At 63.6% G+C, this 11,784-nt stretch carries 12 protein-coding genes and 1 pseudogene; 6 read left to right on the top strand and 7 right to left on the bottom strand.

All coding sequences use genetic code 11. The annotated features are described in order from the left end of the window. The first annotated feature begins 7 nt into the window (after positions 1 to 7). The 5 genes and pseudogenes from ASE11_RS04165 (at position 8) to ASE11_RS04150 (ending at position 4,311) form a co-directional block, all read left to right on the top strand. Positions 8 to 1,249 carry an acyl-CoA dehydrogenase family protein gene (locus tag ASE11_RS04165; protein WP_056266608.1) on the top strand — a complete coding sequence of 414 codons (1,242 nt, stop codon included), beginning with the start codon at positions 8 to 10 and terminating at the stop codon, positions 1,247 to 1,249. A gap of 47 nt (positions 1,250 to 1,296) precedes the next feature. Further along, positions 1,297 to 1,515, top strand: a pseudogene (locus ASE11_RS26960) (3-hydroxyacyl-CoA dehydrogenase family protein); the annotation flags it as partial. Between the two features lie 360 nt (positions 1,516 to 1,875). After that, complete coding sequence (locus ASE11_RS04160; RefSeq protein WP_056266606.1) at positions 1,876 to 2,847, top strand: LysR substrate-binding domain-containing protein; 972 nt, start codon at positions 1,876 to 1,878, stop codon at positions 2,845 to 2,847. Positions 2,848 to 2,866: 19 nt separating this feature from the next. Then, positions 2,867 to 3,508 (top strand): carboxymuconolactone decarboxylase family protein, encoded by a 642-nt coding sequence (locus ASE11_RS04155; RefSeq protein ID WP_235501188.1) that lies wholly within the window; start codon positions 2,867 to 2,869, stop codon positions 3,506 to 3,508. Further along, positions 3,505 to 4,311, top strand: coding sequence for an amidohydrolase family protein (locus tag ASE11_RS04150; protein WP_056266599.1), 807 nt, complete (start codon positions 3,505 to 3,507; stop codon positions 4,309 to 4,311). The genes ASE11_RS04155 and ASE11_RS04150 overlap by 4 nt, the downstream gene beginning before the upstream one ends. A gap of 21 nt (positions 4,312 to 4,332) precedes the next feature. Here the strand turns inward: ASE11_RS04150 and ASE11_RS04145 are convergent, their stop codons facing one another. The 7 genes from ASE11_RS04145 to ASE11_RS04115 all read right to left on the bottom strand — a co-directional run bounded on the left by ASE11_RS04145 (position 4,333) and on the right by ASE11_RS04115 (position 10,414). After that, the gene (locus tag ASE11_RS04145) at positions 4,333 to 5,133 is read right to left on the bottom strand and encodes an enoyl-CoA hydratase-related protein (RefSeq protein WP_082585510.1); all 801 of its coding nucleotides are present in this window, start codon (positions 5,131 to 5,133) and stop codon (positions 4,333 to 4,335) included. After that, a complete protein-coding gene (locus ASE11_RS04140) occupies positions 5,126 to 5,734 on the bottom strand; it encodes a glutathione S-transferase (RefSeq protein WP_321166258.1) in 609 nt (202 codons plus the stop codon). The genes ASE11_RS04145 and ASE11_RS04140 overlap by 8 nt, the downstream gene beginning before the upstream one ends. Then, positions 5,734 to 6,963 carry a CaiB/BaiF CoA transferase family protein gene (locus tag ASE11_RS04135; RefSeq protein WP_056266849.1) on the bottom strand — a complete coding sequence of 410 codons (1,230 nt, stop codon included), beginning with the start codon at positions 6,961 to 6,963 and terminating at the stop codon, positions 5,734 to 5,736. The genes ASE11_RS04140 and ASE11_RS04135 overlap by 1 nt, the downstream gene beginning before the upstream one ends. 128 nt (positions 6,964 to 7,091) lie before the next feature. Beyond that, positions 7,092 to 8,072 carry a Bug family tripartite tricarboxylate transporter substrate binding protein gene (locus ASE11_RS04130; protein ID WP_056266591.1) on the bottom strand — a complete coding sequence of 327 codons (981 nt, stop codon included), beginning with the start codon at positions 8,070 to 8,072 and terminating at the stop codon, positions 7,092 to 7,094. 31 nt (positions 8,073 to 8,103) lie between these two features. Continuing rightward, the gene (locus ASE11_RS04125) at positions 8,104 to 8,778 is read right to left on the bottom strand and encodes a flavin reductase family protein (RefSeq protein ID WP_056266587.1); all 675 of its coding nucleotides are present in this window, start codon (positions 8,776 to 8,778) and stop codon (positions 8,104 to 8,106) included. A gap of 123 nt (positions 8,779 to 8,901) precedes the next feature. Then, on the bottom strand, positions 8,902 to 9,540 hold the full coding sequence (locus ASE11_RS04120; RefSeq protein WP_056266582.1) for a fumarate hydratase C-terminal domain-containing protein: 639 nt from the start codon (positions 9,538 to 9,540) through the stop codon (positions 8,902 to 8,904). Between the two features lie 4 nt (positions 9,541 to 9,544). Next, the gene (locus ASE11_RS04115) at positions 9,545 to 10,414 is read right to left on the bottom strand and encodes a fumarate hydratase (RefSeq protein WP_156406229.1); all 870 of its coding nucleotides are present in this window, start codon (positions 10,412 to 10,414) and stop codon (positions 9,545 to 9,547) included. Positions 10,415 to 10,590: 176 nt separating this feature from the next. On the opposite strand from ASE11_RS04115, the gene ASE11_RS04110 reads away from it, so the two are divergent. Beyond that, positions 10,591 to 11,769, top strand: a complete 1,179-nt coding sequence (locus ASE11_RS04110; RefSeq protein ID WP_056266579.1) for a CaiB/BaiF CoA transferase family protein — start codon at positions 10,591 to 10,593, stop codon at positions 11,767 to 11,769. Positions 11,770 to 11,784 lie beyond the last annotated feature (15 nt).

Below are 11,784 nucleotides of genomic sequence, written 5' to 3'. Positions count from 1 at the left end.
GTCAACAATGTTTGCCGAACCATCACCGAAGTCACAGGATTTGATCGATCGCCTTCGATCTTTTTTTGACCAGCACATCTACCCCAATGAGGCTCGCCACCACCACGAGATGGAGACCTTGCGTCGTACCGGCAACCCCTGGCAGGCGGTCCCATTGGTCGAGGAGCTCAAGCCGCTTGCTCAGGCTGCTGGCCTCTGGAACCTCTTCCTGCCGCACCCGTACAAAGGGCAGGGAGGCATTTCCAATCTGGACTACGCGCCCCTTTGCGAGATCATGGGGCGTGTGACCTGGTCCGGTGAAGTCTTCAATTGCTCCGCGCCGGATACGGGCAACATGGAGACGCTGGAGCGGTACGGGACCGTAGAACAGAAAGAGGCCTGGTTGGTGCCGCTGCTGGCCGGGCAGATCAGATCGGCTTTCCTGATGACCGAACCCGCGGTGGCCTCTTCGGATGCAACCAACATACAGTGTTCCATTCAGCGCGAAGGCGACGAGTATGTGATCAATGGTCGCAAGTGGTTTTCCTCGGGCGCAGGCAATCCGGCTTGCCAGATATTCATCGTGATGGGGAAAACCGATCCGGACGCAGCGAGGCATGCTCAGCAATCCATGGTGCTGGTTCCACGCAACACCCCCGGCGTGACGGTGGTTCGCCACTTGTCGGTACTGGGCTACGACGACGCACCGCACGGCCACATGGAGGTTCTGCTGGAGAACGTTCGTTTGCCCGTCAGCAATGTGCTCCTGGGGGAAGGCCGGGGGTTCGAGATTGCGCAAGGCCGACTGGGTCCCGGACGCATTCACCACTGCATGAGGTCCATCGGAGCGGCCGAGCGGGCGCTGGAGATGATGTGTGATCGTTTGCGTTCGCGCGTCGCCTTCGGTCGGCCTCTGTCAGAGCAATCTGTCTGGCATGAACGCATTGCCGAGTCCCGGTGTCTCATCGACCAGGCGCGACTGCTGACGCTCAATGCCGCGTGGAAGATGGATACGGTAGGGAACAAGGAGGCCAGGGCGGAAATTTCGATGATCAAGGTCGTCGCGCCCAACATGTCCTGCAAGGTGGTGGACTGGGCCATCCAGGCCCACGGCGCCGCAGGTGTGAGCCAGGACTTCTGGCTCGCGGAGGCCTATGCGCACCAGCGCACGGTCCGTCTGGTCGATGGTCCCGACGAGGTGCACCGCAATGCCATTGCCAAGCTCGAACTGGCCAAGCGCGCAGCCGTCGATATGCGAAAGAACGCATGACAGGATTGCCCTGCAGCCCGTAGTCAGACCACAGCGGGAATCTCAGAATGCTCGGGTACACAGGAGATACCCGAGCAATGATGGAGAGCAGCCAGACAATTCCCGCGGTAGCTCAAGATCGAAGCGTGTGGGTCATCGGCGCGGGCACCATGGGGATGGGCATTACCCCAGGGTTCATCGTCAACCGCATCGCACGACCCTATTGCGGTGAAGCCCTGAGGTTGCTGCAGGAGGGTGCTGGATCTCCTGCAACGCTGGATGCGGTCTATCGCGAAGGTTCCGAGTCGGTTCATGTCAGCGAACTTGGTGCCGGTCCGGCGCCACATCGCATCTGCATTGAAGGGCGTCTTGGTGTGGCCGAACCGCTGCTGGACCGCTTGCATGGGGCCGGCAGGTCGGGCTGCCGCTGGTGCTTCAGGTGTTGTCGAACTTGCAACCCACCTGCGGCGAAGACCGGTACCGCGCCTCGGCATGGCTTCAACGGGAAGTTCATCGTGGCGCCATCCGGCGTGTGCTTGAACCGGTCAGCCGCTGATGGGCGCTGGCACATCCCGGCATTTTTGACCCCGGATTCAATCTGGGCAAAATGTCCGAATCCGCACCCTGCGCCTTGTCCACGTTCACCCATGCAGACTCCCAAAGCCACCGAATTCAAACTGAACATCGCCGCGGACCTGCACAAGTGGCGCGCCTTCGTGGCGATTGGTGAACTGGGCAGCCTGACCCGTGCCGCGATCTTCCTGGACAGCAACCAGTCCTTGCTGAGCCGACAGATCAATGCCCTGGAGCGCGAGTGTGGCTTGCGCCTTTTCAACCGCACCGGTCGTGGCGTCGAGTTCTCTGACTCGGGGAAAACGTTGTTTCCGCAGGTCAAGGCGTTGCTGGAGGCGGCCGAACAACTGGAAACCGATATCCGTGGGGGCGCTCGCGAACCGACCGGTCGCGTCACCGTGGGTTCGTTGCCATCGATAGCGAACCCTTTGGTTGGCCGCCTGTTCACCGAGATCAGGGAGCACCACCCGCAAGTCAATCTCAAAGTGCTGGAAGGCTCCAGCGGCCAGGTGGAAGAGTGGTTGTCCGACGCACGTGTCGACATCGCCATCCTCTACCGCTACGGCGCCACGGTGTCGGAACACGAGCAGGTCCTGGCCACGGTTGACAGCTATCTCATCGGCCCGCGCGGCGACACGTTGACGGCCGCTTCCGAGGTGCCGTTCAAGGCACTCGACCGATTGCCCTTCATCCTGCCCAGCGCACCGAATGGACTGCGCACCGCACTCGACGCCGTGGCGCGCCGGGAGCACCTGAACCTGGCACCTGTGATCGAGGCGGATTCGCTGCCGTTGCAAAAATTGCTGGTGGAGCGCGAGCGGCTGTACACCGTGTTGCCACTTCATGCGGTCTGGACCGAAGTGGCCGAAGGTCGTGTGCAGGCTGCGCACATCGTGAATCCACCATTTCAACGCACGGTGGTGATGGCCACGGCCAAGTTCAAGGGACCGCCTCGTGCTGTTTCAGCGGTGGCATCGCGCATTGTCGATATCGTCGACGACATGGCGCGCAAGGGCATGTGGCGCTCCGAGTCGGCGTCGTCGTGATCCGGGACACATAGCTGAGATGCGCGTCGTGCGCTGGCCGATCGCTCATGGTCGGTCTAAGCTTGAACACTCCACAAGGATTCAAGCCACCATGTCACGAATTTCATTTCCCACATCAGAAACTATGGACGAGCACCAGCGGCGCGTCCACGACAAAGTGGTCTCCGGCCGGCGCGGCAAGATCGTGGGCCCGTTGCGTGCCGCGTTGCACAGCCCTGAGCTGGCCGATCGCTGGCAGGCACTTGGCGAGTTCCTGCGATACAACACCTCGTTGACACCACGCCTTTCCGAGCTGGCCATTCTCGTGACCGGCCGCGCCTGTCAGTCGCCCTTCGAGTGGTATGCCCACCGCGTCGAGGCCGAAAAGCTTGGTATCGAAGCACCGATCATTGACGCGTTGTTGGTGCAATCGATGCCGGTGGGCCTCACCGACGACGAGTCCACCATCATCCAGTTCGCGACCGAATTGAACCGCTTTCGTTCCGTCTCCGACGCCACCTATGCGCAGGCACTGGAGCGCTTCGGCGAACGCACGGTGGTTGAACTCACGGCACTGGTCGGTTACTACACCATGGTGGCCATGACGCTGAACGCGCATGAAATACCGCTGCCTGAAGGTGTGGCACCCGCATTTCCTTTGCCGCAAAGGAGCCTGTCGTGATCGGCGGCTGGGACTGCCACACGCATGTGTTCGGACCGTACGCCGCCTTTCCGCTGGCGGCGGATCGCAGTTACACACCTCCCGAGGCGCCGGTGGGTACCTACCTGGCGCATCTGGACCGGCTGGGGCTCCACCATGGCGTGCTGGTGCATCCCAGCGCCTATGGGGACGATTTCAGCCTGTTGCTGGATGTGCTGGCTTCCCACGACCAGTTGCGCGGCGTGGTGGTCCTGCGAAAAGACACGGCGCTTGATCTGAAGTTGTTGCGCGGCAAGGGCGTGCGGGCTGCGCGCTTCAGCCACCGCAGTGGCGCCGGTACCAACTTCGCTGGCAGCGCCGCCATGGACGATCTGCTCGCGCTCGCTCCGAAACTGGCAGATGCCGGGTTGCACGCCGAGTTGTGGACCGATTGCCAGGTGCTGCCCGACATTGCCGATGCCTTGAGTGCCTTGCCGGTCCCGGTGGTCATCGACCACATGGGCGGCTTTGACGTGCATGCGGGCACGGATGCACCGGGCTTTCGTGTCCTGTTGTCCTTGGTTGAAAGTGGTCGGGCATGGGTCAAGCTGTGCGCGTATCGCAACCTGTTGAATGCGCCCGACTTCGAACTGGGGCGCCCGTTCCACAGCGCGCTGCAGCAGGCCCATCCGGAGCGGCTGGTCTGGGGCAGCGACTGGCCTCATCTGCGTGTCCATCCCGAGCCGGACACCGCCGTCTTGTTGACCACTTTCAAGGCCTGGACCGGCAGTGACGCGATGGTGCATCAGATCCTGCAGACCAATCCGGCAGCGCTGTACGGCTGAACGGCGTACCGGCGCCGCCGTTCAGCGGCCCTGGTACGCGGGAGCCCGCTTCTCCAGAAAGGCGCGCATGCCTTCCTTCTGGTCCCGGCTGTCGAACAGGCGCTCGAACAAGCGACGCTCGATGGCCAGGGCCGACTCCAGCGGCGCGTCACCTCCCCAGCGAACGGCGTCGCGAATGGATTGCACCGCCAAGGGTGGCATGCCGGCGATCTGCTCGGCAATGGCCATGGCCCGTGTGAGTGCTTCACCCTTGGGTACCAACTCGCTGACCAGGTTGGCCAGGTAAGCCTCGCGCGCCGGGATCATGTCGCCGGTCAAGGACCACAGCAACGTCTTGTAGCGGCCGGCCGCGCGCAGCAGGTGTTGAGTGCCACCTGCGCCGGGCATGATGCCCACACGAATCTCCGGTTGTCCGAAACGGGCGTCCTCGGCGGCGATGACGATGTCGCAGGCCAACGCGAGTTCACAGCCTCCCCCCAGTGCGTAGCCTTCGACCGCAGCGATGACGGGTTTGGACGAGCGCCGGATGACATGGAACACCTCATCCGTGGCGCCCAGCACGTGGTCGGTGGGTGACATGTGCTCCATCTCGGCAATGTCGGTGCCGGCCACGAAGTAGCCGTCCGAGCCGGTGATGACGACGGCGCGCACAGCCGCGTCTGCGCCAAGGCGCTGGAGATGTTCGACGATGGCGCGCTTGACGCGCAGGTTCAGGGCGTTGCGGCGCTCAGGCCGACAAATGCTGAGCAATCCCACCGGACCGTGTCGGCTGCAGACGACGGCCGATGCCGTTGTCTCCTGAGGATCACCATGTTCAGCCATCGATGGGCTCCGTGGCCTCGAAGGATGGGCGCTGACGCAGCGTGTGGTGCCAGGTGGCGAGCCGAGGGGCTTTGGCACGCCAGCCCAGGCTGTCGAAACGGTAGTCGATGTAGCCCAGGGCGCAGCCGATGGCAATGTGCCCGATGGTAAGGGGCGCATCGGTCAGGGACGCCGCTTCGGCATCCAGCTGGCGCAGACAGGCCTCTGTCTTGAGCGCGAAGGCATCCAGCAGCGGCTGCAGGGGTGTCTCGCGTTCGCGTTCGTTGCGCCAGAGGATGAGCACGTCCAGCAGACCGTTGCCGAAGGCTTGCCAGCGCTGCGCCGGCCATCGGGAGGTCCCGTCCTTGGGGAACAGCGAACCTTTGGCCAGATCATCCAGGTACTCGCAGATCACACCCGAGTCGAACAGGGTGAAACCGTTGTCCAGCACCAGCGTGGGAATTTTGGACAGGGGGTTGTCCCGCATCAGGCGTTCGTTGGGCTTGAGCATGGCGGCCACGGAACGTACCAGCTCCAGTTGGGGCAGCAGGTCGAGCTCGTGGGCACACACCATGACCTTGCGCACGTAGGGTGACTTGGGGGACCAGTGAAGCTGCATCATCAAACCACCCCTGCGGCCTGCAAGGCCTCAATGTCGGTGTGACCATAGCCCAGCTCCGACAGGATGGCCTCGGTGTGCTGGCCCAGCAGCGGTGGCGGCGACAGTGTCTGCAGCGGGGTATTGCCAAACCGCATCGGGCTGGCCACCTGGGGAACATCCACTCCACTGGGGTGGGGCACGTGTTTGAGCATGCCCCGCGCCACCACCTGGGGATCCTTGAACACCTCGCCCACGTTGTTGATCGGGCCGCAGGGCACGCCGGCCTTGTCCAGCGCGTCGATCATGTCGTCGCGCTGCCGCTGCCCGAAGGCTTCGCGCAACATGGCCGACAGCTCGGCGATGTTGCGCACCCGCTGTGCGTTGGTGGAAAACCGTTCGTCCAGGGGCCATTCGTTGTGCCCGAGCACCTCGCAGAGTTTCGCGAATTGACCGTCGTTGCCGACCACCAGGATCACGTCCCCGTCGGCGCAGCCGTATACGTCCTGGGGCTGGATGTTGGGGTGCGCGTTGCCGTTGCGCGCCGGCACCTTGCCCGACACCAGGTAGTTCATGGCCTGGTTGGACAGGGTCGCCACTTGCACGTCCAGCATGCCGATGTCGATGTAGTCGCCGACGCCGGTTTCGTTGCGCCGAGCCATTGCTGCCAGCACCGCCACGGCGGTGTACATGCCGGTCATCAGATCGACGATGGGAATACCCACCTTCTGGGGGCCACCACCGGGTTTGCCATCTTTTTCTCCGGTGATGCTCATCAGGCCACCCATGGCCTGGATCAGGAAGTCGTAAGCCGGTTGGTCACGGCGTGGGCCGGTTTGCCCGAAGCCTGTGACCGAGCAATAGATCAAGCGTGGATTGAGCTGGCGCAGCGAAGCTTCGTCCAGCCCATAGCGCGCCAGCGTGCCGGCCTTGTAGTTCTCAAGCACGATGTCGGCTTGCTGGGCAAGCTCGCGCACGATGCGCTGGGCCTCGGGCTTGTCCAGGCTCAAGGTGATGGAGCGCTTGCCGCGGTTGACAGCGAGGTAGTAACCCGCTTCCTTGGTGTTCTGCCCATCGGCGCTCTTGAGGAAAGGGGGGCCCCAGGAGCGGGTGTCATCGCCGGCACCGGGGCGCTCAACCTTGATGACGTCGGCGCCCAGGTCCGCCAGAACCTGGGCCGCCCAAGGCGCTGCCAGAATGCGGCTGAGGTCCAGGACCTTCACGTGTGACAAGGGGCCGGTGGAGGTGTTCATGTGCATGGGAATGTGTCGATGAGATTCGGTTCGACTCTAGGCCGCATCGCGCCGTGGGGCTATAGGCTGCGAAGCAATCCTGAGATGCGGACTCACGCAATTCACTCAGATCGATGCAAGCCGGTCACTCATTTGGCGAGCAGGTTCAAGTGGGTCAGCAAGGTCGTCATGGCCGCTTGGTCCCGCTTCACGAAGGCGGTGGTTTCTGCCGGCGAAAGGTCCATCTGCTCGGCGCCCATGCCATCCAGAACCGCGAGGTAGGCCGGGTCCTGTCTGGCGTCTGCCACGACCCGGTGCAGCGTCTCGATCACATCGGCGGGTGTGCCCTTGGGGGCCGCCAGCGTGTACCAGGTGGAGGTTGCGGTGGCAGCGTAGCCGGCTTGCGACAAGGTTGGCACATGGGGAATCAAAGGGGAGGGCATGGCTCCTCCGTAGGCCAGGGCCTTGAGTCGGCCATCAGCGATGAAGGCCTTGGTGGCCGCCAGGTTGAGCATGCCCAACTGCACTTGGCCACCCAGCAGATCTTTCAGGGCCGGCGCAGCACCGCCGTAAGGAACGTGGGTGATCTTGATCTGGGCCGCCTGAGCGAAAGCTTCGGCGCCCAGGTGGGTGGCGCCACCCGTGCCGGCGGATGCGTAGTTCAGGGTGCCGGGTTGTTTTCGTGCCAGGGCCACCAAGTCTTGCAGCTTCTCCACGCCCAGCGAGGGGTGGGCCACCAGAACGTTGGGCTGGTTGGCCACCACGGCGATGAATGAGAAGTCGCCGATCCCGTCGTAGGGGATTCGCTGCATGAGCGGCGTCACCACATGGCCTGCCGAGGTGCCGAGGAGCAAGGTGTGGCCGTCTGGCTTGGACCTCGCGACGTGGCCAGTGCCAATGGTGGCTGCGCCGCCTGCCTTGGCCTCGACGATGACAGGCTGCTTCAGCCGGGATTCCATTTGCTTGGCCAGCGCGCGGGCCATGGTGTCGGCCGGGCCACCGGCAGCGTAGGGGTGAACCAGCGTGATCGGCCGCGCGGGAAACACGGACTGCGCGTGGGCCATCGGCAACGCACAAAGTGCGCCCACGATGACGAAGGTGCGACGGGTGGTGCTTGATTTGATGTACATGGGTGTCTCCAGTTTGTATGGTTGTGGGGAATCAGTCTCTTGACGCTCTTGCGGTATCCGCCCAGCCTTCACCACCGGGGGGGCGCTGCAGCATGGGGCGGTGATGGATCTCGCCCAGGCCCGCGTAGAACGGACCGCCCAGACGGGCCACCGGACGCATCGCGACGGAGTCGACCCGCTTGCCGTCGTAGACCGCATGAGACAGGTGAAAGGCCACCACCTCCCCGATGTACAGCGTGTTGATGCCCTTGCCCAGGGTGATGATCTGGTCGAGTCGGCATTCCATCTGCACCGGTGCACTGGCGATGCGAGGTGCCCTCACATGGTGGCTGGGCAAAAGTGCGATGCCCAGGGCTTCTGGTTCGCTCACCTCGGGCCCGAACTCCTGCGCGCTGCGGTGCATCAATTCCATGTCGTGCTCGGTCGCGACATTGACGACAAATTCGCGGGTGAGGGCGATGTTGAAGGCGGTGTCCTTGGTCAGACCGCTGCCAGGTCGCGTGGCGATGTTCACCGCCAGCATGGGAGGGCTGGTGGCCACGTAGTTGTAGGAACTGAAGGGCGCGGCATTCACCAGGCCATCGCCGTTGACGGAGGTGATCCAGGCCACGGGCCGGGGCACGACGCAGCCGACCAGCAGGCGGTAGGCGGTTTCGGTGTCGAGGCGGTCGCCGTCGATGCAGGTAAAGCCATTTTCTGTTGGCATGGTTTCACGACTCCTGGGTTGGCACAACACGGTGCAAGATCACGTTGATTTCGGTCACTGGCGCGGGGTGATGAGCCCGTGGGGGTCGTCCCCCGCCTTGTCGCTGCGCAGGCAATCAGGGGCTCATGAGATGCTCTGGCGTGCCTTGTTCCGCTGGGTGGCAAGATGGTCCAGAATCTGGCCGCGTTGTTGCCGGGCAGCCGCATGCTCCTCGTCGTAGAGACTGCGGCCGTGGGCGTCGATGGCGACAGTGGCCGGGCCCAGATCTTTCACCCTCAGACGCACCAGTCGGTAGTGCGTCAGCATGTCGCTCCAGCCCACTTCCAGAATCTCGGTGACGGCCTGTGACAGCAGGGTGCATCCGCCACCCAGGAACGACAGGTAGACACAGCCGACTTCCTGCAGAGCCTGGGAACAGGCGGTGTCCAGTCCGCCTTTACCGCCCACGGCATGCCAGTCGAATCCACGCACCAGACGTGGCATATAGGGATTGAAGCGCGTGCTGGTGGTGGGATTCAGGTAGAGCAGTTCCAGCCGGCCCTCGACCTCGCGGGTGAAGCTGCCCAGGTGGAACACCGAGGCGCCGCGAAGATCCATGGGCAAAAGTTCCTCGCCGTCCAGGCAACGCAACAGCCGCTGGTGGGTGGGCAAGCCCGCGGTCACAACGATCTCGCCGTCGAGCACCACCTGGTCACCCGCCCTCAGGCTGAGTGCATCGCTGCGACTCAAAGGAAAGTTGAGTTGATGGGTCCGCAGCGTCATGGCGTCACTCAAGCACCTCGACCCGACCGTCGTTGTACAGGCGGGCACGGGTGCGGCGGTTGATCCAGCAGTTGAAGGCGACAGCGACCGGGGTGAAACCGTGGCCAGCGCAGTACTCCACGTTGACCGCCATGGCGGTGCTGTCGCCACCGGTACCCATGGGACCGAATCCCGTCATGTTCACGGCCTCGGCCAAGCGCTGTTCCATGGCGGCCACCATGGGTTCGGAGTGGCGCTGGCCGATGGGACGGAGGGTGGCCTCCTTGGCCATCTTCGCGGCGTAGTCGAAGGTGCCACCCACGCCCACGCCGATCACCACCGGCGGGCAGGGCTGGGCGCCCGCCTTGATCACGGTATCGATGACGAAGGTTTCGATGACCTGAAGGTCTGGCAGGGTGAAGATCTCCAGCGCTGCCCAACGGCCCGAGCCCAGCGCCTTGGGCGAGCAGATGATCTCGACAAAGTCGCAGTCGTCGACCAGATCGAAGGTGACGATGGGCATGCCCTTTCCCTGGTACCCACGCTCCAGGGTCAGCGGATGGGTCACGTGGGGCAGCAGTGGCGGCTGGATGCTGGCGACGAGTTCAGCGAAGCCTTCTGTGATGGCGCGACGCACCTCGCCCGCGAAATTTGCCTGGGCGCCAACCTTGACGAAATACACCGGAATCCCTGCATCAGAGCACACGAAATGCTGCTGACGCTGGGCTGCGTCGGCGCTTTCCAGCATCAGCCTCAGCGTGTGCCGCGCGGTTTCGTTGCGTTCGCTGAGGCTTGCTGAGCGCAGGGCAGCTTCGGCGTCCTCGGGAATGCCGCGCAGCGCACGGTCGTACAGCTGTGCGGTGACGGTCTTGATGGTCTCTGAGGATATCGGCATGGTGCTCAGTGTAGGAAGCGCCATGGCGGCCGTGTTGGGCGCTTTGGCAAACCTGCTATGTCGCATGTCGAGTGAATGGACGACCTCGCGATGCCGACATAACAGCTTTGCGCTCATGGATGTTGTGGCACAGCCGATAGCTGGTGAGCATGGCCCCCAGATATTGGAGACACAGCATGTTGAAGAATCGCGAAGGCGATGGACCGTTGGCCGGCCTGGTGGTGCTGGATCTGAGCCGGGTGCTGTCAGGGCCGTACTGCACGATGATGCTTTGCGACCTGGGCGCCCGCGTGATCAAGGTCGAGCTGCCCAACGGCGGTGACGAGGCCCGGCATTTTCTGCCCATGGGTGCTGACGGCAGATCGGCCTACTTTGCGGCCATCAACCGGGGCAAAGAATCGATTGCGCTCGACCTGAAGCAGCCCGCCGATCGGACTGTGTTCGAGCAGTTGCTGCCGCGTTCCGACGTGCTGGTGGAAAATTTCCGACCGGGCGTTCTGGACAAGATGGGCTACGGATACGAGTGGTTGTCAGCGCGGCACCCGGCACTGGTGCTGGCGTCCATTTCGGGTTTCGGGCAGACCGGCCCCTACCGAACCCGCGCAGCGTACGACGTGGTGGTGCAGGGCATGAGCGGCATGATGAGCATCACGGGCCACCCGGACGCGGAGCCAGTGCGGGTGGGCTCGTCCATCGGTGATCTTTCTGCGGCGCTGTTCGCCTGCAACGGCATACAGGCGGCATTGTTGCAACGCGAACGAACGGGTCGAGGCTGCCATGTCGATGTGTCGATGCTGGAGACCCAGATTGCCCTGCTTGAAGGGGCCATTCCTGAGTACTGGTGTTCGGGCGTTTCACCTGGACCGCTCGGCTCGCGCCACCCGGGCACCGCTCCCTTTGATTCGTTTCATGCGGCCGATGGGCACCTGGTGATTGCGGCGGGCTCCGACCACCTGTTCGCCAGCCTCGCCAGAGTGCTGGGCCAGCCCGAGCTGCAGCAGGACGCACGGTTCTCTGAAAGAGCGCAGCGTGTTCGCCACCAGGCCGATCTCAAGGCGGTGATCGAGCGCGTGCTGGTCACTGCGCCAGTGGCACATTGGCTCGCCCTGCTCGATGCTGCTGGCGTTCCCGCTGGTCCGCTCAACGATGTGGCGGCCATGTTGGCGGATTCGCAGGTCGTCAGTCGTGGCGTCATGGCCGAGATCGAGGGAGCGGGCGGACAACGTGCGCCCGTGACACCCATTCTGCTCTCGACATGTGGCTACCCGGCCCGGTTGCCCGCTGTGCCGCAGCTTGACCAACACCGCGCGGACATTCTGCGCTTCGCTCAGGCGCCGCATGCGGACGGCGCATAGCTGCTTTGCCTGTCG

Source organism: Hydrogenophaga sp. Root209, from assembly GCF_001428625.1.
In the GTDB taxonomy this organism is placed as follows: domain Bacteria; phylum Pseudomonadota; class Gammaproteobacteria; order Burkholderiales; family Burkholderiaceae_C; genus Hydrogenophaga.
The sequence above is the reverse complement of the archived record's forward strand: the minus strand, read 5'-3'. Positions and strand labels throughout refer to the sequence as shown.

Excerpts from the sequence above, each read along its gene's own strand:
- ASE11_RS04115 (WP_156406229.1), bottom strand. The coding sequence starts at position 10,414 with ATGCCGATATCCTCAGAGACCATCAAGACCGTCACCGCACAGCTGTAC.
- ASE11_RS04165 (WP_056266608.1), top strand. The coding sequence starts at position 8 with ATGTTTGCCGAACCATCACCGAAGTCACAGGATTTGATCGATCGCCTT.
- ASE11_RS04110 (WP_056266579.1), top strand. The coding sequence starts at position 10,591 with ATGTTGAAGAATCGCGAAGGCGATGGACCGTTGGCCGGCCTGGTGGTG.
- ASE11_RS04140 (WP_321166258.1), bottom strand. The coding sequence starts at position 5,734 with ATGATGCAGCTTCACTGGTCCCCCAAGTCACCCTACGTGCGCAAGGTC.
- ASE11_RS04135 (WP_056266849.1), bottom strand. The coding sequence starts at position 6,963 with ATGAACACCTCCACCGGCCCCTTGTCACACGTGAAGGTCCTGGACCTC.
- ASE11_RS04145 (WP_082585510.1), bottom strand. The coding sequence starts at position 5,133 with ATGGCTGAACATGGTGATCCTCAGGAGACAACGGCATCGGCCGTCGTC.
- ASE11_RS04130 (WP_056266591.1), bottom strand. The coding sequence starts at position 8,072 with ATGTACATCAAATCAAGCACCACCCGTCGCACCTTCGTCATCGTGGGC.
- ASE11_RS04120 (WP_056266582.1), bottom strand. The coding sequence starts at position 9,540 with ATGACGCTGCGGACCCATCAACTCAACTTTCCTTTGAGTCGCAGCGAT.
- ASE11_RS04160 (WP_056266606.1), top strand. The coding sequence starts at position 1,876 with ATGCAGACTCCCAAAGCCACCGAATTCAAACTGAACATCGCCGCGGAC.
- ASE11_RS04155 (WP_235501188.1), top strand. The coding sequence starts at position 2,867 with ATGCGCGTCGTGCGCTGGCCGATCGCTCATGGTCGGTCTAAGCTTGAA.
- ASE11_RS04125 (WP_056266587.1), bottom strand. The coding sequence starts at position 8,778 with ATGCCAACAGAAAATGGCTTTACCTGCATCGACGGCGACCGCCTCGAC.